Annotated in this window: 20 protein-coding genes and 1 tRNA gene; 18 read left to right on the top strand and 3 right to left on the bottom strand. The window is 70.5% G+C overall.

What is annotated here, in order from left to right; genetic code table 11:
• The 14 genes from AC1DY2_RS02940 to AC1DY2_RS02875 all read left to right on the top strand — a co-directional run.
• The coding region (locus AC1DY2_RS02940; protein WP_476761045.1) for an NAD kinase at window positions 1–841 on the top strand (841 nt) is incomplete at its 5' end.
• Window positions 842–849: 8 nt separating this feature from the next.
• A complete protein-coding gene (gene recN / locus AC1DY2_RS02935) occupies window positions 850–2,550 on the top strand; it encodes a DNA repair protein RecN (RefSeq protein WP_476761044.1) in 1,701 nt (566 codons plus the stop codon).
• A 51-nt stretch (window positions 2,551–2,601) separates the two neighbouring features.
• Complete coding sequence (locus AC1DY2_RS02930) at window positions 2,602–4,374, top strand: CTP synthase (RefSeq protein WP_476761043.1); 1,773 nt, start codon at window positions 2,602–2,604, stop codon at window positions 4,372–4,374.
• Window positions 4,367–5,008: an NUDIX domain-containing protein gene (locus AC1DY2_RS02925; protein WP_476761042.1), complete on the top strand. Its 642-nt coding sequence runs from the start codon at window positions 4,367–4,369 to the stop codon at window positions 5,006–5,008. The genes AC1DY2_RS02930 and AC1DY2_RS02925 overlap by 8 nt, the downstream gene beginning before the upstream one ends.
• Complete coding sequence (xerD, locus tag AC1DY2_RS02920) at window positions 5,005–5,910, top strand: site-specific tyrosine recombinase XerD (RefSeq protein ID WP_476761046.1); 906 nt, start codon at window positions 5,005–5,007, stop codon at window positions 5,908–5,910. The genes AC1DY2_RS02925 and xerD overlap by 4 nt, the downstream gene beginning before the upstream one ends.
• Before the next feature lie 55 nt (window positions 5,911–5,965).
• Entirely contained in the window at window positions 5,966–6,853 is an 888-nt protein-coding gene (locus AC1DY2_RS02915) for a ParA family protein (protein ID WP_476761041.1), read from the top strand.
• Window positions 6,837–7,709 carry a segregation and condensation protein A gene (locus tag AC1DY2_RS02910; protein ID WP_476761040.1) on the top strand — a complete coding sequence of 291 codons (873 nt, stop codon included), beginning with the start codon at window positions 6,837–6,839 and terminating at the stop codon, window positions 7,707–7,709. The genes AC1DY2_RS02915 and AC1DY2_RS02910 overlap by 17 nt, the downstream gene beginning before the upstream one ends.
• Entirely contained in the window at window positions 7,699–8,490 is a 792-nt protein-coding gene (scpB, locus tag AC1DY2_RS02905) for an SMC-Scp complex subunit ScpB (protein WP_476761039.1), read from the top strand. The genes AC1DY2_RS02910 and scpB overlap by 11 nt, the downstream gene beginning before the upstream one ends.
• Window positions 8,483–9,295 carry a pseudouridine synthase gene (locus AC1DY2_RS02900; RefSeq protein ID WP_309977967.1) on the top strand — a complete coding sequence of 271 codons (813 nt, stop codon included), beginning with the start codon at window positions 8,483–8,485 and terminating at the stop codon, window positions 9,293–9,295. The genes scpB and AC1DY2_RS02900 overlap by 8 nt, the downstream gene beginning before the upstream one ends.
• Window positions 9,292–10,374, top strand: coding sequence for a prephenate dehydrogenase (locus tag AC1DY2_RS02895; RefSeq protein ID WP_476761038.1), 1,083 nt, complete (start codon window positions 9,292–9,294; stop codon window positions 10,372–10,374). The genes AC1DY2_RS02900 and AC1DY2_RS02895 overlap by 4 nt, the downstream gene beginning before the upstream one ends.
• Complete coding sequence (cmk, locus tag AC1DY2_RS02890) at window positions 10,371–11,090, top strand: (d)CMP kinase (RefSeq protein ID WP_476761037.1); 720 nt, start codon at window positions 10,371–10,373, stop codon at window positions 11,088–11,090. The genes AC1DY2_RS02895 and cmk overlap by 4 nt, the downstream gene beginning before the upstream one ends.
• A 25-nt stretch (window positions 11,091–11,115) precedes the next feature.
• Complete coding sequence (gene der, locus AC1DY2_RS02885) at window positions 11,116–12,633, top strand: ribosome biogenesis GTPase Der (RefSeq protein WP_309977975.1); 1,518 nt, start codon at window positions 11,116–11,118, stop codon at window positions 12,631–12,633.
• A gap of 15 nt (window positions 12,634–12,648) precedes the next feature.
• Complete coding sequence (locus AC1DY2_RS02880; RefSeq protein ID WP_476761036.1) at window positions 12,649–13,092, top strand: nitroreductase/quinone reductase family protein; 444 nt, start codon at window positions 12,649–12,651, stop codon at window positions 13,090–13,092.
• Window positions 13,093–13,145: 53 nt separating this feature from the next.
• The gene (locus AC1DY2_RS02875; protein WP_476761035.1) at window positions 13,146–14,051 is read left to right on the top strand and encodes a CHAD domain-containing protein; all 906 of its coding nucleotides are present in this window, start codon (window positions 13,146–13,148) and stop codon (window positions 14,049–14,051) included.
• Between the two features lie 12 nt (window positions 14,052–14,063).
• Here the strand turns inward: AC1DY2_RS02875 and AC1DY2_RS02870 are convergent, their stop codons facing one another.
• Complete coding sequence (locus AC1DY2_RS02870; protein ID WP_476761034.1) at window positions 14,064–14,693, bottom strand: GNAT family N-acetyltransferase; 630 nt, start codon at window positions 14,691–14,693, stop codon at window positions 14,064–14,066.
• Window positions 14,694–14,784: 91 nt separating this feature from the next.
• Between AC1DY2_RS02870 and AC1DY2_RS02865 the strand changes: the two genes are divergently transcribed.
• Entirely contained in the window at window positions 14,785–15,258 is a 474-nt protein-coding gene (locus AC1DY2_RS02865; protein ID WP_476761033.1) for a MarR family winged helix-turn-helix transcriptional regulator, read from the top strand.
• Window positions 15,255–15,911, top strand: coding sequence for a hypothetical protein (locus AC1DY2_RS02860; protein ID WP_476761032.1), 657 nt, complete (start codon window positions 15,255–15,257; stop codon window positions 15,909–15,911). The genes AC1DY2_RS02865 and AC1DY2_RS02860 overlap by 4 nt, the downstream gene beginning before the upstream one ends.
• 18 nt (window positions 15,912–15,929) lie before the next feature.
• Here AC1DY2_RS02860 and AC1DY2_RS02855 read toward each other — a convergent pair whose 3' ends face one another.
• A complete protein-coding gene (locus AC1DY2_RS02855) occupies window positions 15,930–16,388 on the bottom strand; it encodes a hypothetical protein (protein WP_476761031.1) in 459 nt (152 codons plus the stop codon).
• Window positions 16,389–16,624: 236 nt separating this feature from the next.
• Here AC1DY2_RS02855 and AC1DY2_RS02850 point away from each other — a divergent pair.
• Window positions 16,625–16,701, top strand: a tRNA-Pro gene (locus tag AC1DY2_RS02850).
• A gap of 114 nt (window positions 16,702–16,815) precedes the next feature.
• Here the strand turns inward: AC1DY2_RS02850 and AC1DY2_RS02845 are convergent.
• Window positions 16,816–17,778 (bottom strand): LacI family DNA-binding transcriptional regulator, encoded by a 963-nt coding sequence (locus tag AC1DY2_RS02845; RefSeq protein ID WP_476761030.1) that lies wholly within the window; start codon window positions 17,776–17,778, stop codon window positions 16,816–16,818.
• A gap of 115 nt (window positions 17,779–17,893) precedes the next feature.
• Between AC1DY2_RS02845 and AC1DY2_RS02840 the strand changes: the two genes are divergently transcribed.
• Window positions 17,894–20,356, top strand: a complete 2,463-nt coding sequence (locus AC1DY2_RS02840; RefSeq protein ID WP_476761029.1) for a glycoside hydrolase family 2 TIM barrel-domain containing protein — start codon at window positions 17,894–17,896, stop codon at window positions 20,354–20,356.
• Window positions 20,357–20,504: the final 148 nt, after the last annotated feature.

The raw sequence follows: 20,504 nt of genomic DNA, 5'->3' as shown, positions 1-20,504 counted from the left end.
GTGCACGCAGTTGCTCGCTGCCGGCGCGGTGCCAGTGATCGCCGCCGAGCATTGGGACGACGTGCACGCGTTCGTTCCCGCGCTCAATGGCGAGGTCAGGCGGTTCGAGGAGACCGACCCGGCTCGCATCGAGCTCGTGATCGTGCTGGGCGGCGACGGGACGATCCTTCGGGCGGCCGAGCTCATGCGCGACCACCCCGTCGCCCTGCTCGGCGTGAACCTCGGGCACGTGGGCTTCCTCGCCGAGAGCGAGCGCGATGACCTCGGGTACACGATCGCCAGGGCACTCGCGCGCGACTACACCGTCGAGGAGCGCATGACGCTGTCGGTGCGCGCCAAGCTCGGCGATGAGGTCGTGTACGAGAGCTGGGCCCTCAACGAGGCCACCGTCGAGAAGGCCGAACGCGAGCGGATGCTCGAGGTGGTGGTCGAGGTCGACCGCCGGCCCCTGTCATCCTTCGGGTGCGACGGCATCGTGATGGCGACGCCGACCGGGTCGACGGCCTACTCGTTCTCCGCCGGCGGACCGGTCGTGTGGCCGAGCCTCGAAGCCCTGCTCATGGTTCCGCTGAGCGCGCACGCACTCTTCGCGCGCCCGCTCGTGGTGGGTGCCGACTCCTCGCTCGCGGTCGAGATCCTGCAGCGCACTCAGGCGTCCGCCGTCATCTGGTGCGACGGACGTCGCACGTTCGACCTGCCGCCGGGCGCGAGGGTCATCGTGCGCAAGTCGCCGACCCCGGTGCGCCTGGCGCGCCTCCACGAGGCGCCGTTCACCGACCGGCTCGTGAACAAGTTCCAGTTGCCCGTCACCGGCTGGCGCGGTCCGGTCGGGCGTGATTGAGGTCGTCGATGATTGAGGAGCTCGGAATTCGCGACCTCGGCGTCATCGCCGAGGCGACGCTTCCGTTGGGGCGCGGATTCACCGCCGTCACGGGTGAGACCGGCGCCGGCAAGACCATGGTCGTCACCGCGCTGGGGCTGCTGCTCGGCGCGCGTGCCGACGCCGGCGCCGTGCGAAGCGGTGCCAAGCAGGCATGGGTCGAGGGCCGGTGGCTGGTGCCCGACGACGGTGCGATCGCCGATCGCGTGGCCGAGACCGGGGGCGACGTCGAGGGCGGTGAGCTGCTCCTCGGCCGGTCCGTTTCGGCCGAGGGACGCAGCCGGGCGATCGTCGGCGGACGCAGCGCGCCCGTCGGGGTGCTCAGCGAGCTCGGCGAGGAGCTCGTGGTGGTGCACGGCCAGGCCGACCAGCAGCGCCTGCGATCGGTGCTCGCCCAGCGCGWGGCGCTCGACCGGTTCGCCGGCGCCCCGTTGCAGGAGGCGGTGTCCAGGTATCGCGAGGCGTTCACGGCGTGGCGGGCCGACTCCGCAGAGCTCGAGCTGCTGCGCACCGCGCACGACACCCGGGTGCGCGAGGCGCAGGAGCTGCGCGAGGCGCTCGACGAGGTGGAGGCGGCGGATCCGCAGCCGGGAGAAGACGTAGAGCTCGCCGAGCGCGCCGACCGGTTGTCGAACCTCGAGGAGCTGCGCGCGGCGGCGGCGCAGGCCAAGGCGCTGGTCTCGGCCGAAGACCTCGGCGACGGCGCACCCGACGCCATCGCGCTCGTCGACAGCGCCAGGCGGCACCTCGACCGCGTCATCGACCACGATGCGGCGCTCGCCCCGGTCGCCGAGGCGTTGCAGAGCGCCGGGTTCCTGTTGGCGGATGCCGCGACCGAACTGTCGGGGTACCTCACGGGCCTCGATGCCGACGGTGGACGAGAGCTCGAGGTGGTGCAGGAGCGGCGCGCGCTGCTCACCTCCCTCGTGCGACGGCACGGCACCAGCCTCGACGACGTGCTCGAGTTCCGCCGCGGCGGCGGGCTCCGGCTCATCGAGCTCGACGGCGACGACGAGCGCATCGAAGGGCTCGAGGCGTCGGTCGAGCGGTTGACGATCGAAGTCGACCGGCTCGCGGCCCGGCTCACCGAACTGCGCACGGAGGCCGCTGCGCGCCTCGCCGAGGCGGTCACCAGCGAGCTCGGGGCGTTGGCGATGCCCGACGCCCGACTCTCCGTCGTCGTGGACCCGCACCACGAGCCGGCGGCGCATGGGCGGGACCAGGTCTCGATCCTGCTGCAGCCGCACCCCGGCACCGAGCCGCGGCCCGTCGCTCGTGGGGCTTCGGGCGGCGAGCTCTCCCGGGTGATGCTGGCCATCGAGGTCGTGATCGCGGGGAGCGACCCCGTGCCTACCTTCGTGTTCGACGAGGTCGACGCCGGTGTCGGCGGCGCCGCCGCGATCGAGATCGGCCGTCGACTCGCCCGCCTCGCCGAACAGTCGCAGGTCATCGTCGTGACCCACCTCGCCCAGGTCGCGGCGTTCGCGACGAATCACCTGAGCGTCGTGAAGGGCACCGACGGGCAGGTCACCTCGTCGAGCGTGCGACAGCTCGAGGGTGCCGAGCGCGAGGCCGAGATGGCCCGGTTGCTGTCGGGGCTCAGCGACTCCGCGAGCGGCCTGGCGCACGCACGTGAGCTGTTGGAGATCGCGGCGGATCGCGCGGCGTGACGGTGGCGGCCGAGGCCGCCTGAGCTGCGGCATCCGACCGGTGCCGAGGGAATGGGGGAGCGCGTGCGGCATGTCGAGCCGAACGGTCAGGAACGTGGGTTAGGCTATAAGCCCGTGGTGGATGAACGCGGCAGAGCTCTTTCGAGCACAGACAATTCGAACGACACGACCAAGCACATCTTCGTGACCGGTGGTGTCGTTTCTTCGTTGGGCAAGGGACTCACGGCGGCGAGTCTCGGCAATCTCCTGACAGCCAGGGGCCTCAGAGTCGTCATGCAGAAGCTCGATCCATATCTGAATGTGGATCCGGGCACCATGAACCCGTTCCAGCACGGCGAGGTCTTCGTGACCGACGACGGCGCGGAGACCGACCTCGACATCGGTCACTACGAACGGTTCCTCGACATCAATCTCAGCCAGGCGGCGAACGTCACCACCGGGCAGATCTACTCGACCGTGATCGCCAAGGAGCGTCGCGGCGAGTACCTCGGCGACACCGTGCAGGTCATCCCGCACATCACCGACGAGATCAAGCGCCGCATGCGCCTGCAGGCCTCCGAGACGCCCAAGCCCGACGTGATCATCACCGAGATCGGCGGCACGGTCGGCGACATCGAGTCGCAGCCGTTCATCGAGTCGGCGCGTCAGGTGCGCCACGAGCTGGGCCGCAAGAACGTGTTCTTCGTGCATGTCTCGCTGGTGCCGTTCATGGGCGCGTCGGGGGAGCAGAAGACGAAGCCCACGCAGCACTCCGTCGCGGCCCTTCGCTCCATCGGCATCCAGCCCGACGCGCTCGTGCTGCGCAGCGACCGCCCCGKCACCGAGTCGAACAAGCGCAAGATCGCGCTCATGTGCGACGTCGACGAGGCGGCCGTCGTGAACGCGGTCGACGTGCCGTCCATCTACGACATCCCCACGATGCTGCACGACCAGGGCCTCGACGCCTACATCATCGAGTCGCTCGGCCTCGACGGCAAGGCCGCCGACGTCGACTGGTCGGGCTGGCGCGAGCTGCTCGACGTGGTGCACGACCCCAAGCACGAGGTCACCATCGGACTGGTGGGCAAGTACATCGACCTGCCCGACGCCTACCTCTCGGTGACGGAGGCGCTCCGCGCAGGCGGGTTCGCCAACGACACGAAGGTCCACATCGAGTGGATCCCGTCCGACGAGTGCCGCACGCCCGAGGGCGCGCAGAAGCACCTCGCCGGGCTCGACGGCATCTGCGTGCCCGGCGGGTTCGGCGTGCGCGGCATCGAGGGCAAGCTCGGCGCGCTCCACTTCGCCCGCGAGAACGGCATCCCGGTGCTCGGGCTGTGCCTCGGGCTGCAGTGCATGGTCATCGAGTACTCCCGCAACGTGGTGGGCCTCGACGGCGCCTCGTCGAGCGAGTTCGATCCCGACACCCGGTTCCCGGTCATCGCGACCATGGAGGAGCAGGTCGAGATTATCGCGGGCGGCGACCTCGGCGGCACGATGCGCCTGGGCCTCTACCCGGCGAAGCTCGCCGACGGTTCGATCGCCGCCGAGCTGTACGGCTCGACCGAGGTCAGCGAGCGCCACCGGCACCGCTACGAGGTCAACAACGGCTACCGCGATCGCATCGCCGACGCCGGCCTCGTGTTCTCGGGCATGTCGCCCGATCGTCACCTCGTCGAGTTCGTCGAGCTTCCCCGGGACGTGCACCCGTTCTACGTCGGCACGCAGGCGCATCCCGAGCTGCGCAGCCGCCCGAACGACGCGCACCCCCTCTTCCGCGGCCTCGTCGCGGCGGCCCTCGAGCGCCAGCAGGCGAGCCTGCTCTTCGACGTCGCGAATGGCTGAAGCGCTCCACGACGAACCCGCCGACCTGCCCGTGCGCGAGAGCGAGCAGGTGTTCGGCGGGCGTGTCTGGGACCTCCGCCGCGACACCGTCGTGTACGGCGGGAAGCCGATCGTGCGCGAGTACGTCGACCACCCCGGAGCCGTCGCCGTGCTCGCGCTCGATGACGCCGATCGCGTGTTCCTGATCCGGCAGTACCGGCATCCGGTGCGCACGCGGGAGTGGGAGATCCCCGCCGGACTTCTCGATGTCACCGGTGAGGACCCGCTCGGGGCCGCGCAGCGCGAGCTCGCCGAGGAGGGCGACCTCGTGGCATCCGACTGGGCGGTGCTCGCCGACTTCTTCACCTCGCCCGGCGGCAGCGACGAGGCGATCCGCATCTACCTCGCCCGCGGGCTGGGCGACGCGTCCGAGGCCTTCGACCGCGAGGACGAGGAGGCCGACATGGAGACGAGGTGGGTGCCGCTCGACGAGTGCGTCGACGCCGTGCTCGCCCGCCGCGTGGGCAACCCGTCGCTCACGATCGGGGTGCTCGCGGCGCACGCATCGCGCGCACGCGGGTGGGCCACCCTCGGCGAGGCGGATGCCGCGTGGCCGACGCGTTCGACTCCGCGAGGCGAACCGGCGCCGCGATGACGGATGCCGCGTGGGCCGATGGGTACCTCCGTCACCTCACGGTCGAACGCGGCGCGTCCCGCAACACCGTGGTGTCGTATCGTCGCGACCTCGCCATCTACGCCGACTGGCTGGCGTCCCGCGGGCTCGAGAGGCCGGGCATGGTGCGCGAACAGGACCTGGCCGACTTCGTGCGCTTCCTCGGCGCGGAGCGACAGCCGCCGCTCGCGACCTCGTCGATCGCGCGGGTGCTCTCGGCTGTGCGCGGCCTCCACCGCTTCCTCGCCGACGAGGGCGTGATCGCCGACGACGTGTCGCGCGAGCTGCGCCCGCCGAAGCTGCCCATGCGGCTGCCGAAGGCCATCCCCGTCGAGGACGTCGAGAAGCTCCTCGCCGCGGTCGGCGGTGRGGAGCTGCACGAGCTCCGCGACACCGCACTGCTCGAACTGCTCTACGCGACGGGTGCCCGGGTGTCGGAGGCGGTCTCGCTCAACGTCGACGACCTCGTCGACGGCGACGTGGTGCGGCTGCTCGGCAAGGGCGGCAAGCAGCGCATCGTGCCGCTYGGCTCGTACGCGCGGCGGGCGGTCGACGCCTACCTGGTGCGCGCGCGGCCGGCGCTGTCCGCCCGCGGCACTGCGACGCCGGCGCTGCTCCTGGGCCTCCGCGGTCGACGGATGTCGCGACAGGCGGCGTGGGACGTGATCCACCGGGCGGCCGAACGAGCCGGCATCGCGGCATCCGTCTCACCGCACACCCTGCGGCACTCCTTCGCGACGCACCTGCTCGAAGGCGGCGCCGACGTGCGGGTGGTGCAGGAGCTGCTCGGCCACTCCTCGGTCGCGACGACCCAGATCTACACGCTCGTCACAGCCGATACACTCCGGGAGATGTACACGGCCGCCCACCCCCGTGCTCGCTAGAATCGACCAGACGCCCGCACGGCCGCAGGCGAGAAGGACCCAGGAGAGAGACCACGTGACGCACCAGACGCAGGACCCGGCGGACGGCATCGCTTCGCTGGAGCCCGAGGTCGGTCCCACCGGTCGCCCCCTGCGCGACTTCCCCGTGCCCAAGCCGCTGCGTTCGCACGGCCCCGCACGCATCATCGCGCTCTGCAACCAGAAGGGCGGCGTCGGCAAGACGACGACGACCATCAACCTCGGCGCGACGCTCGCCGAGTACGGACGCCGAGTGCTCGCGGTCGACTTCGACCCGCAGGGCGCCCTCTCGGCGGGCCTCGGCGTGCAGACGCACGACGTGCCGACGATCTACGACCTGCTGCTCTCGCGGAGCGTCGAGCCGGCCGACGCGATCCAGCACACCATGCTCGAGAACCTCGACGTGATCCCCGCGAACATCGACCTGTCGGCCGCCGAGGTGCACCTCGTCACCGAGGTCGCCCGCGAGCAGATCCTCGCGAGCGTGCTGCGGCGCGTGGCATCCGACTACGACGTCATCCTCATCGACTGCCAGCCGTCGCTGGGCCTGCTCACCGTGAACGCGCTCACCGCGAGCCACGGGGTCGTCATCCCGCTCGAGTGCGAGTACTTCGCGCTGCGGGGCGTCGCGCTGCTCATCGAGACGATCGACAAGGTGCGCGACCGACTGAATCCCGCGATCGAGCTCGACGGCATCCTCGCCACCATGTACGACGCGCGTACGCTGCACTCGCGCGAGGTGCTCGAGCGCGTGGTCGACGCGTTCGGCGAGAAGGTGCTCGAGACGGTCATCACCCGCACGGTGAAGTTCCCCGACGCGACGGTCGCCGCGACGCCGATCACCGAGTTCGCCCCCGAGCACCAGGCGTCGAAGTCGTACCGGCAGCTCGCGAGGGAGCTGGTCTTCCGTGGCGCGGTCGCCTGAGGCCCTGCCGGTCCCTGGAGCGGGCGCCGACGGCGCAGCGGGTCCTGACGCCGGCGTGCCGTCCGAGGCATCCGATGCCGGGTTCCGCGTGGCGCTCACGAACTTCGAGGGCCCGTTCGACCTGCTGCTCTCGTTGATCGCGAAGCACGAGCTCGACATCACCGAGGTGTCGCTCTCGGCGGTGACCGACGAGTTCATCTCGTACCTGCGCGGCGTCGACTCCGAGGAGGAGCTCGACCGGGCGTCGGAGTTCCTCGTGGTGGCGGCGACGCTGCTCGACCTGAAGGTCGCCGGACTCCTGCCGCAGGGCGAGCTCGTCGAYGCCGAGGACGTGGCGCTGCTCGAGGCGCGCGACCTGCTCTTCGCCCGCCTGCTGCAGTACCGCGCCTTCAAGGAGGCGTCGCGCTGGTTCGCCTCACACCTCGAGGCCGAGTCCCGGCGTCACGCGCGCGTGGTGCGCCTCGAGGACCGCTTCCGGCAGCGCGAGCCCGAGCTGCGCTGGACCCTGAGCGCCGAGGACTTCGCGGCGCTCGCCACCCTGGCGCTCACGCCCCGTGCGATCCCCGCGGTGGGCCTCGACCACCTGCACGCCCCGCTCGTGTCGATCCGCGAGCAGGCCGCGCACGTCGTCGCGATGCTGCGCCGCGGCGAGCCCGTGACCTTCCGTGAGCTCATCGCCGGCATCGCCCAACCGGGCGTCGTGGTCGCCCGCTTCCTCGCCGTGCTCGAGCTGTACCGCCACGCCGCGATCGGCTTCGACCAGGTGGAGCCGCTCGGCGAGCTCACGCTGCGGTGGGCGGCCGAGTCGTGGGACGACGAGAATCTCGACAGCCTTGGAGCCGACTATGACGAATGACCCGGATGCCGCGATCGTGATGGATGCCGCGACCGTGACGGATGCCGCGACCGTGACGGATGCCGCGGCCGACGCGGATGACGCGACCGAGGCGGACGCCGCGGCCGACGCCGAAGCGCAGGCCGACGACCGCCAGGGACCCGAGCTCTCGATCGTCACGCCGCTCGACGTGCCCGGACAGCCGCATCTCGACCTCGACCGCGCGCTCGAGGCGATCCTCTTCATCGCCGACGAGCCGCTGTCGATCGTGACGCTGGCCGCCGCGGTCGCGCGGCCCGTGGCCGAGGTGCGCGCGTCGATCGCACGCCTGCTGGCCGACTACGACGGCGGCGCGCCGTCGGGGGAGCCCCGCACCGACGTCGCCGACGAGCGATCGGCCGGGCGCGGCATCCGTCGTGGCTTCGAGCTCCGCGAGGTCGGCGGCGGATGGCGGTTCTACGTGCGTGCCGACTACGACGCGCTCGTGGCCGACTTCGTGATCACCCAGTCGTCGACGCGCCTGTCGCAGGCCGCCCTCGAGACCCTGTCGGTGATCGCGTACAAGCAGCCGATCTCACGCTCGTCCATCGCCTCGATCCGCGCGGTCAACGTCGACTCGGTCGTGCGCACGCTCCTCGGCCGCGGCCTCATCACCGAGGTCGCGACGGATGCCGAGACGGGCGCCATCCTCTACGGGACGACCGATGCGCTCCTCACCAACCTCGGCATCAACTCGCTCGACGAGCTGCCGCACATCTCGCCGTTGCTCGACGACGGCCAGGAGGGATTCGATCGTGACTGACCAGGACGACCAAGGYGCCGGCCTCGCCGAGGGCGTGCGCCTGCAGAAGGTGCTGGCCGCCGCCGGAGTCGCGAGCCGGCGGGTCTCGGAGCAGCTCATCGTCGAGGGCCGCGTCGAGGTGAACGGGCGTGTCGTGACCGAGCTCGGCCGCCGCATCGACCCGGCGACCGACCTCGTCGCGGTCGACGGTGTCGCGGTGCAGCTCGACCCGGCGAAGCGGTATTACATGCTCAACAAGCCGCGCGGGGTGGTCTCCTCGATGCGCGACGAGCAGGGGCGCCCCGACCTCACCCGGTTCACCGAGGGGCTCGAGGAGCGCGTGTTCAACGTGGGCCGCCTCGACGCGGAGACGAGCGGCCTGCTCCTGCTGACGAACGACGGGGATCTCGCGCACGTGCTCGCCCACCCGTCGTTCGGCGTCGAGAAGACCTACATCGCGAAGGTGCGCGGCCGCGTCACGCCGCAGGTGGTGCAGCAGCTCAAGCACGGCGTCGAGCTCGAGGACGGCATGATCAAGGCAGACCGGGCCAAGATCATCCAGCAGCAGGGCGATGACCGCCACTCGATGGTCGAGCTCACCCTGCACTCGGGACGCAACCGCATCGTCCGGCGCATGCTCGACGCGGTGGGTCACCCGGTGGTCGAGCTCGTGCGGCGCAGCTTCGGCCCGCTGAACCTGGGTACGCTCCGCTCGGGCGCCATGCGCGAGTTGACTAAGGTGGAACTCGGCCAATTGCTCACGATCTCCCGCGCCGCGGATGCCGCCCGGGATGCCGGCACCGCATCGAACGAAGGGGACTCGTGACCGAATCACGCCTCATCGGCCCGGTGCGGGTCGTGGGTGCTGGGCTGCTCGGCACGAGCGTCGGCCTGGGCCTGCGCAGCCGCGGGCTCGACGTGATCCTCGCCGACGCCTCGCCGACGCATGTGGCCATCGCGGTCGACCTCGGCGCCGGCCGGCCGGCCGGGCCTGACGACGCACCGCAACTCGTCGTGGTGGCCGTGCCGCCCGACGTCACCGCCGCCGTCGTGGCCGCGGAGCTCGGCGCGTTCCCCGACGCGATCGTCACCGATGTGGCCAGCGTCAAGGGGGGCATCCTCGGCGACCTCGTGGCCCGTGGCGCCGACGTGTCACGCTACATCGGCTCGCATCCGCTGGCCGGCCGGGAGCGCGGCGGACCGCTCGCCGCCCGAGCCGACCTCTTCGCCGGACGGCCCTGGGTGGTCGCCGCGCACGACGAGATCAGCTACCGGCGCGCGAGCGCGATCGACGACCTGATCCTCGACCTCGGCGCGACGCTCGTCGAGATGACTCCCGAGCAGCACGACCGCGGCGTCGCCCTCATCTCCCACGTGCCCCAGGTGATCTCGAGCATCATGGCGCGGCGGTTCATCGACGCGCCGAATGCCGCCCTCGGCCTCGCCGGCCAGGGCGTCCGCGACGTCACCCGCATCGCCGCGAGCGACCCCGACCTCTGGGTGCAGATCCTCGGCGCCAATGCCGCACCGGTGCGCGACGTGCTGGTCGCCTACCGCGACGACCTCGACCGGTTCATCGACGCACTCGCCGACCCTGCAGCGCCCGGCGCCCGGCGTCGGGTGGCCGAAGAACTCACGGGCGGCAACACCGGCGTCGAACGCCTCCCCGGCAAGCACGGCACCGACAAGCGCTTCACCACGGTCATCGTCATGGTCGACGACCGGCCGGGTGAACTCGCGCGCCTCCTCGCTGAGGTCGGCGAGATCGGCGTGAACCTCGAAGACCTCCGGCTCGAGCACTCGCCCGGCCGACAGGTCGGACTCGCCGAGATCGCGGTGCTCCCCGAAGCCGCAGACCGCCTCACCACCGAGCTGGCCGCACGCGGCTGGCGGATCGCAGGATGACCGTGCCACACCCGCCCATCGTTCCCGTCGTCGTCGCCGTCGACGGCCCTGCCGGCAGCGGCAAGTCGAGCGTCTCCAAGGAGGTCGCGAGCCGGCTCGGCTTCGGCTTCCTCGACACCGGGGCCGCGTACCGGGCGCTGGCCTGGCATGCCGAGGCATCCGGGGTCGACACCGGCGACGCGGCATCCGTCGTCTCATGCCTGCCGAGCTTCGCCTACCGCATCGGCACCGACCCGGCGGGCTACGCGGTGCACGTCGGCGACATCGACGTGACGAACGCCATCCGTGACCCCGCGATCTCGGCGGTCGTGAGCCGCGTCGCGCGGGTGCCCGAGGTGCGCGCGCACCTCATCGAGCTGTTCCGGGCCATCATGGTCGCCGAGCCTCGGCCGGGCATCGTCGTCGAGGGGCGCGACATCACGACGGTCGTCGCGCCGGATGCCCCCGTGCGGATCCTGTTGACCGCGGCGGAAGACGTTAGAATAGCGAGGCGCTCCGCGGAGCTCGTCGGCGACCAGGCGCTCGCTGCGGGTGAACAGCTCCACCGGCGCGACGAGGCGGACTCCAAGGTCGTGGACTTCATGACCGCCGCCGAGGGCGTCACGACCGTGGACTCGACGGCGCTCGACTTCGAGCAGACCGTCGATGCGGTCATCGGCGTCATCCGGGCTGCACGGCCCGAGGCGGTGCAGGAGCACCGCGACGTGCCGCAGTGAGCGCAGCAGACCCAGAGGAGAGACCATGACCGACCAGCGAGACGAGTACGACGACGAGTCCGTCGCCGCCGACGACCTCGCCGAGCGGCTCGCCGACGTCGATGACGACCTCGCCGAGCAGCGTGCGGCGGCCCTCCGGTCCGGCCTCTCCGACTACGAGCTCGACGAGGACGACCTCGAGGTCCTCGAGATCTCGGAGGAGGGCGAGGAGGGCATCCGCTACCTTCCCGCGCTGCCGGTCATCGCCATCGTCGGACGACCGAACGTCGGCAAGTCCGCGCTCGTCAACCGCATCCTCGGCCGACGCGAAGCCGTGGTGGAGGACACCCCCGGCGTCACGCGCGACCGCGTCTCCTACAAGGGCGAGTACCTCGACCGCCGCTTCACGCTCGTCGACACCGGCGGCTGGGAGCCCGACGCGAAGGGCATCGACGCCTCCGTCGCGGCGCAGGCCGAGGTCGCGATCGACCTCTCCGACGTCGTGCTGTTCATCGTCGACGCGACGGTGGGTGCCACGTCGACCGACGAGCACGTCGTGCGCCTCCTGCGCAAGACGAAGAAGCCGGTGTTCCTCGTGGCGAACAAGGTCGACGACGCCCGCCAGGAGCCCGAGGCCGCCGCACTGTGGAACCTCGGACTGGGCGAGCCCCACCCCGTGTCCGCACTGCACGGCCGCGGTGTCGCCGACATGCTCGAAGAGGTCTTCAAGGTCCTCCCGCAGGTCTCCGCCGTCGCCAAGGACGAGTTCGGCGGCCCCCGCCGAGTCGCGATCCTCGGGCGCCCGAACGTCGGCAAGTCGAGCCTGCTGAACAAGGCCGCCGGCGAGGAGCGGGTCGTCGTGAACGAGCTCGCCGGCACCACCCGCGATCCGGTCGACGAGCAGATCGAGCTGGGCGGCAAGATCTGGCGCTTCGTCGACACCGCGGGCATCCGCCGTCGCGTGCACCTGCAGCAGGGCGCCGACTTCTACGCGTCCCTGCGCACGCAGGCCGCGCTCGAGAAGGCCGAGGTCGCGGTCGTGCTGCTCGACGTCTCGCAGCCGATCTCCGAGCAGGACGTGCGCATCATCGACCTGGTGCTCGAGTCGGGGCGCGCACTGGTGCTCGCCTACAACAAGTGGGACCTCCTCGACGACGACCGCCGCCGCTACCTCGAGCGCGAGATCGAGCAGGACCTGCACCATGTCGCCTGGGCGCCGCGGGTGAACATCTCCGCGAGGACGGGCCGCCACCTCGAGAAGCTCGTGCCCGCCCTCGAGGTCGCGCTCGAGTCGTGGGACACGCGCATCGCCACCGGCAAGTTCAACGCGTTCCTGACCGAGCTCACGCAGGAGCACCCCCACCCGGTGCGCGGCGGCAAGCAGCCCCGCATCCTGTTCGGCACCCAGGCCGCAAGCCGTCCGCCGACATTCGTCCTGTTCACGACCGGATTCCTCGACCCCGGCTATCGCCGGTTCATCCAGCGTCGCCTCCGCGAGATCTACGGCTTCGAGGGCTCGCCCATCGTGATCAACATGCGCGTCCGCGAGAAGCGGCAGCGCTAGACGGGGTCGGGCGACATGGCCCGTCGCGGCCGGGCCGCCGATCTCGGCTTCCGCCTGCTCTCGGCGTTCCATCGCGGCGTGCTGGCGGTGTTCGGGTGGCGTGTGGCTGCCCGCATCGCCGGCATGCCGATCGTGGAGCTGCACACGATCGGCCGTCGGAGCGGCGCGCCCCGCACCGTCGTGCTCTCGGCGCCCGTCGACGAGCCGGAGCGGCTCGTGCTCGTCGCCTCGCGCGGCGGCGATGACCGTCAGCCCGGCTGGTACCTCAATCTCGTGGCGCGTCCCGAGGTGGAGGTGACGCGGCTCGGAGCCAGGACGGCCATGGTGGCCCGGACCGCGACGTCCGGGGAGCGGGCGGAGCTCTGGCCGCGCATCGTCGCCGCATACGCCGGGTACGCGGAGTACCAGCGACGGACGACCCGGGAGATCCCGCTCGTCATCTGCACGGCCCGTAGCTGACCCGCGGCGCGGCCGTTCACCGCGGCCGCGCGCCTCGTGGTTAGCATTGCGTCATGGGGTACGACGCAGACCTCGATGCCGGCACGGCCGTGACGACGGCGCTGCGCGCCATCGGTGGTCGGATGCCGCAGCTCGAGTCCGCCGCCCTCGCCGACGAGCCCGACGGCGTGCACCAACTCCGCACGCACGTGCGCAGGGTGCGCAGCGTGCTCGCGGCGTTCACGCCGGTGTTCGACGCCGCACCKGTCGTCTCACTCCGCCGCCGCTACAGCGAGCTGGGTGCCGAGCTCGGGGTCGTCCGGGATATCGAAGTGCGCGTGCAGGTCGCCGAGCGCGCGCTCGAGGAGGCCGCGGTCGAGGGCGACGCCGTCGATGCGGCCCAACGCGACGTGGCCCGCGCCCGCCTGCTCGACGCCGAGCGCGCCGGGTACGCGTTGGCGCACGCACGCTTCGTCGACCGCCAGGCGCTGCCTCGGGCCGGCGCTCGCCGGGCCGAGCTCTCAACCTTCCTCGCGGCACCTCCGCTGGCGCCGCCGGCGGCCGACCTCGCACTCGACGTGCTGCGCCGCCTMATCGACGACGAGGCCCGTCGTGCCCTCCGTCGCGCCGACCGGGTGCACGACGGGGGAGATGATGACGCCCTGCACGAGGTGCGCAAGGCCGGACGCCGGCTGCGCTACGCCGCCGAGGCGCTCACCGACGACCCGGTGGCGCTGTTCGGGACCCACGTGCGGGCGCTCGCGGAGGTCGGCGACGACCTGCATGACGTGCTGGGGGACCACCGCGATGAGGTGCTGTTCGCCGAGCACGCCCGGCGCACGGGGGCGCACGTGGCGCACGAGGGCGGCGCATCGCTCCTGTTCGAGCAGCTGGCCGCGGCGGCGGAGGCGCGCGCGGCCGACCACCTGCGCAGGCTGCCCGAGGTCGTGGAGCGGCTCCGCGACCTGGTCGAGGAGTGATCGGCGGCGCGCTCAGGCCGCGTCGTCGAGTCGAAGCTGCATGATCGCGCGATCGGCGGTGGGTCGCGCGACCTCCTCGAACCCCGCGCCCTCGAACATGGTGACCGTGCCGTGGAACAGGTCGGCTGCCGGAGTCTTGCCGCGAGCGGCCGGATCGACGGCGTAGCCCTCGAGGATGCGCGCCCCGTGCTCGCGGGCGTAGCTCACCGCCGCCGCGGTCAGGGCGCCGGCGACGCCCTTGCGCCGATGGGCTCGCGGCACCACGAAGCAGGTCACCGCCCAGACCTCGGGGTCTCCGAAGTCGGGATGCCGGGTGCCGTCGGCGATGATGCGACTCCGCTGCAGGCGGATGAGGTCGACCCTCGGCTCGACCGCGCACCAGCCCACCGGGGTGTCGCCGTCATAGGCCAGCAGTCCCGGCCCGGCGTCGGGGGTGGCCAGCTGGGCGGCCAATCGATCGTGCAGCGCCTCGTCGCCGACGCCTCGCCAGTCGCTGCCGGGGATCTTGTACCACTGGCACCAGCAGTGGGCCGGATCGCCCTTGGTGCCGAACACGGCCTCGACGTCGGCGAACGGCGCATCCTGCGCCGGGATGATGCGCAGCGCAGTACTCGGGGTGTCGACGGTGACGCGGGAGTTCATGGTGCCAACGGTATCCGGGAGCGGCGACATCCGGAATCGCCCTCGACGCGCCAGTTCGTGAAGATAGGTAATGATGTAGTAACATCACGATATGGCCACCGCGATCACCGTGCTCGACCGACTGCTCGAGATCGGCGAGCTGTTCCAGAAGGACATGGCGCGCGCATTCAGCGGAACCCCGCTCACGCCCGCGCGCACCCGGGTGCTCTGGGACCTCGCGCACTCGGGTCCGTCGACCCAGCACGCGCTCGCGGCCAGGCTCGAGGTGAGCCCCCGCAACATCACCGGACTCGTCGACGCGCTCGAGGCGGGCGGGTACGTGACCAGGTCGCCCCACCCGACCGATCGCCGGGCGATCATCGTGTCGCTCGCGGCATCCGCCGAGCAGTTCATGCATGAGATGCAGCGCGAGCACGCCGACCTCACGGCCGACCTCCTGGGCGCGGTCGCACCCGCCGACCGACCGGCCCTCGAGCGCGGCATCGACGCGATCGCGGATCGGCTGCGCGACCTCGTGGCCGCCGAAGAGGCCCGTCAGGGCGACCGGGCGGAGGCCGAGGCATGACCGTCGTGACGACCGGCCGCCCCGCGGCATCCGTGTGGCAGCGCATCGGCAGCCTCCTCAAGCGCGCCGTGCTCGTCGAGCTCAAGATCTACGCGAACATCGGCCGGTTCATCGCCCGCCGCCGAGCCGTTCCGCAGGGCGCCGCCGGCTTCGGCTACCACAAGCCCGTGTTCACGGTGCTCATGATCTTCATCGTGCTCTCGGCCGTCGAGATCCCGATCATCGATCTCATCGTGCACCGCTGGCCCGCGGTGCGCGTCGCGTTCCTCGTCCTTGGCATCTGGGGTGTCACGTGGATGTTCGGCCTGCTCTGCGCGTACCTGATGCGACCGCACACGGTCGGCCCCGACGGCATCCGCGTGCGGCAGGGCCTCGAGACCGATATCCACCTGAGCTGGGACGACATCGCCTCGGTCGCGCGCGTCACGCGCGTCGACGAGCCGAAGTCACCGCGGTTCGAGGAGACGGAGGACGCGCGCGTGCTCGTCTTCCGCATGCAGGACGAGACCGACATCGAGATCGTGCTCGAGCGTCCGACCGTCGTGCGCCTTCCCGGGCTCGCGCCCAAGGGCGGCGAACAGGTGATCACCGGGCTGCGCGTCTGGGTCGACGACCCCCGCGCGTTCATGGACGAGGTGCGCAAACACCTCTGACGACGGATGCCGCGGGCGTCAGGCGCGGGCGGGCTCGGCGTCGCGCTCGGGCTCGGCCGTGGGCTGGTCGGTCAGGTCGCCAGGCGCCTGCACCACAGCGGCATCGGCGCCCGTCGGGACGCGCTCGGCGTCCTCCTCGTCGAGGTCGTCGACGTCGCCGAGCACGTCGGATGTCGCGTCCGCCGGTGTCGCGGACGACTGGTTCGCCGTCAGTGCCGCCGCTCGAGTGCGCGCGTGGGTCGCGAGCGCGAGGAGGAGACCCAGGACGCCCGCGGCGATGAGCAACCCGCCGATCGTGGCCCTCGACTGCAGGCCGAGCAACTCGGCGGGGTCCGAGCCGCCCTGGTTGTAGAAGTCGGCCTGTCCGGCGTTGCCGCTCAGGACCATCCAGGTTCCCGCACCCCCGACGACGACGGCGGCGACCCAGAGGCCGAGGAGCGGAAGGTTGAGCGCGGGGCGGCGGTTCGTGGTGGGCAAGGGTCCTCCTCGTTCGGCGGCGGCTCGCGGCATCCGCTCGCTGCTCGTGTCGATGTGCGACCGTGATCGGTCCCCACGAAGCTAGGCCTGGCACCTCTGCGTGGGCTATGTCCGCGCCATGCATCCGCCGTGCGAATCCCGCGGCCGTGAGCGGCGTGGACTCGCCCCGTGTGCACGAGCACCCCTTCGGATGCCGCTATGATGGTCAAGTTGTCTTCCGCGAATGCGGTCGGCATCGGGCTGTGGCGCAGCTTGGTAGCGCACTTGACTGGGGGTCAAGGGGTCGCAGGTTCAAATCCTGTCAGCCCGACCAGAAGCGAAGAACCTCGGTGAGAAGCGATTCTCACCGGGGTTCTTCTGTCTTCCGGACCGCGCTGCGGCGCGTCATGCGAACGGCGGTTGCTCGCAGGGGCGGGTCGAGCGCCGATCAGGCCGTTCCTCGCGGCACCAGCGCGAACTTCACGTCCATGAGTTCTCGGTCGTCGATCGACTCGCCGAGGCCTTGGAGGGCTGCGGTGATGAGGTTGTACGCCGCCGCGCGCTGGTCGTAGCCGACGGTGGACAGCGGCGGGATGGTGACCGCAGAAAGCGGCGTATGGTCCATCCCGATGAACCCGACTTCAGCGGGTACGTCCCATCCGCGGATGGTGGCCGCTGACAGCAGCGCGGTCGCGACGTCATCGTTGTAGCAGACGACGCCTGCGCCAGGGAGTTCGAGGGAGTCGATCGCCTCGAGGGCGGCGTGGGGATCGATGCCCAGGCGAATGATCACCGGATCGGGCAATCCGCGTTCTGCGCACACCCTCCGCACGCCCTCTTCTCGCCCCTCGCCGAATGGGTCCAGCCGAGCATCCTTCAGATGGGCGAACACGAGTCGGGTGAAGCCGCGGTCAGCGAGGTAGCGAGCCTGCAGAGCACCGATCTCCACGTTGGGATCGATTCGACCTTTCGATGACGACCCCGGGTCGAACGCCTTGACGCCGCGACTCTTCAGAAGGTCGAGTTCCGCTTGGGAGAAGGGGGTGAGCGAGATCACCGCACGCGGCTTCATGCCTGTGACCACGCGATCCAGGGGAGCAGTGCTCTCCGTCGCGAGGTGCAGCAGCAGGGTCAGTCCGCGCGACGCCAGTTCTTCGGTCGCCGTTTGGAAGATGTCCTGCAGGTTGCCGCCGAACGTGGTGTACGGGATGACCGCGATCACGATGTCGCTGGATCCCTTCGCGAGCGTGCGTCCGGCAGCCGATGGCTGGTATCCGAGCTCCGCTGCGGCTTGAGTGACGCGCTCGCGGGTCTCCGTGGCGAACCGCTGGCCGCGACCATTCAAGATCTGGCTGACGGTAGCGCGCGACACTCCCGCCCGCCTGGCCACATCCTCACTGGTCGCAATCACGACCTCAGCATATAGCGGGGAGTTGACGCGCGTTACTAAATGTGGTTTCCTGCTCTGGTAACGCGCGATACCAACGACGCCGACATCCGCACAATGACGTACTGGAGCCCACCGCATGACTCGCGAGATCTTTACCACCGGCTGGAGCTTCCGGCCCAAGGTCACGGCATTCATGGAGCTCGGCGGTTCGTCGACCTCGGACTGGACGGAGGTGACGCTCCCGCACGATGCGCTGATCGGCGCAGAACGGCGGGCGGAGGTTCCGCGCGGAGAGACCAGCGGTTACTTCCCGGGCGGTGCGTTCGAGTACCGCAAGACCTTCCATGCGAGCGCCGAGCTGCGCGGGAACCAGGTCCTGCTCGAGTTCGACGGCGTCTATCGCGACGCCGCAGTCTTCGTCAACGGCAATCTCGCCGGCCAGCGGGCATTCGGGTACTCACGGTTCTTCGTGCAGATCGACCCTTACCTCCGATTCGGGGCCGATAACGAGATCCGTGTCGAGTGCCGCACCCACCTCGACAGCCGGTGGTACACCGGAGCGGGCATCGACCGCGACGTGCACCTCGTCGTGAAGAACCCCATGCACATCGCGACCGACGGCGTGATCGTGACGACCCCCGACATCGAATCCGACCGTGCGATCGTGGAGATCGCAGTCGAAGTCGCGAATTCGAGCGCCCTGACCTCGGCGCTGGAACTGACCGCTGACATAGCCGGCCCGGATGGCGCATCCATCGCGACCGCTCGCTCGCCGATCACGCTCCTCCCCGGCACGCGAGGCACCGCACGCCTGCGAGCGTACGTCGCCGACCCGGCGCTCTGGAGTGTCGACGCACCGGACCTCTATACGCTCCACCTTTCACTCAGCGAGGGAGAGACCGTCGTCGACGAGCACTCCGCCACATTCGGCATCCGCTCCCTCCAGCTCGACCCGCAGAAGGGCCTACGCATCAACGGCGTGAGCACGAAGCTGCGCGGCGCATGCATCCACTCGGACAACGGCCCGCTGGGCGCGATCTCGATGCGCGCCGCTGAGGAACGCAAGGTCGCGCGCCTCAAGGAGGCCGGCTTCAACGCCATCCGCAGTGCGCACAACCCGATGAGCACCGCCCTCCTCGAGGCGTGCGACAAGCTCGGAATGCTCGTCATGGACGAGACCTTCGACATGTGGACCCAGAGCAAGAGCGACTTCGACTACGCGTTCGACTTCCCCGAGTGGTGGGAGCGCGATGTCGAGGCGATGGTCGCCCGGGACATCAACCACCCCAGCGTGATCTTCTACTCGATCGGCAACGAGATCCCCGAGACGGGCAGCCCGATCGGTTCGACTTGGGGCCGACGGCTCGCCGAGAAGGTGCGCGCCCTGGACAGCACCCGGTACGTGACCAACGGCATCAACGGCTTCGTGTCGATGATCGACACGATCGTCCCGCAGATGCAGGCCAGAAGGGATGCCGCCGCGGCGGCGCCTGAGGGCGGCGTGAACACCATGATGGCCGGGTTCGGCCAGATGATGAGCCACATCCAGACCTCGGAGCCCGCGACGCGGCGCACCGAGGAGTCCTATGCGGTATTGGATGTCGCGGGCATGAACTATGCCGAGGCCCGCTACGAGCTCGATCGCGACCTGTTCCCCGACCGCATCATCGTGGGCACCGAGACGTGGCCCACGTCGATCGTCGGCAATTGGAAACTCGTCAAGGACAACGGTCACGTCATCGGGGATTTCACCTGGACCGGTTGGGACTACCTGGGTGAGACCGGCATCGGTGCCACCCGCTACTCCGATTCCGGTCAGTCCGGGTTCTCGGGCGGATTCCCGGAACTGACGGCGTGGTGCGGCGACCTCGACATCGTCGGCAATCGCCGAGCCGTGTCGTACTTCCGCGAGATCGTCTTCGGCCTGCGCTCCGACCCGTTCATCGCCGTCCACCCGCCTGAGAACCACGGTCGTGCGATCGCCGTGGCGACGCCGTGGGCGTGGGGCGACGCGATCGCGAGCTGGACGTGGGAGGGCTTCGAAGGCAAGCCCGTCGTCGTCGATGTCTACAGCGACGCCGACGAGATCGAACTGCTGCTCGACGGTGCGACGATCGGGCGGGCACCGGTCGAGGACTTCCGGGTAACGATCGAGACGACCTATCGCGCGGGCACGCTGACGGCAGTGGCCTACGTGGAGGGCGTCGAGTCCGGCCGCTTCGCGCTCACCACCGCCGGAGCCGCCCTCGTGCTGCAGGCGAGGGCCGACCGGCAAGACCTCCGCACCGACGGAACCGACCTCGGCTACGTCGCCCTGACCCTCACCGACGAGAACGGGATCGTGCGCAACGGCGTCGACCGCCCCGTCACCGTCACGGTCGATGGACCGGCAACCCTCCAGGCCCTCGGCAGCGGCAATCCGGTGACCACCGAGTCGTTCTCCGCCGCCGCACACAGCACGTTCGACGGTCGGGCACTCGCAATCGTGCGCCCGACCGGGGCTGGCGAGATCACGGTGACTGCGGTTGCCGAGGGATGCGCACCAGGAGTAGCCACCCTCACCGCCAGCTCCCACATGACCACCAACCTGCAACACTGACGAAGGAGTCCACGATGAATACCACTGACGACCAGCCGCCCGTACCCTCGAACGGTGCCTTCCCGCTCGGGAGCGCCACCGCCGCCGAGGACATCGAGCAACTCGCCGCCGCTTCCGGCGGGGATGCAGACCGCCCCAAGGTCAGCGC

This window comes from Agromyces sp. P1_H4, from assembly GCF_056405255.1.
The sequence above is the reverse complement of the archived record's forward strand: the minus strand, read 5'-3'. Positions and strand labels throughout refer to the sequence as shown.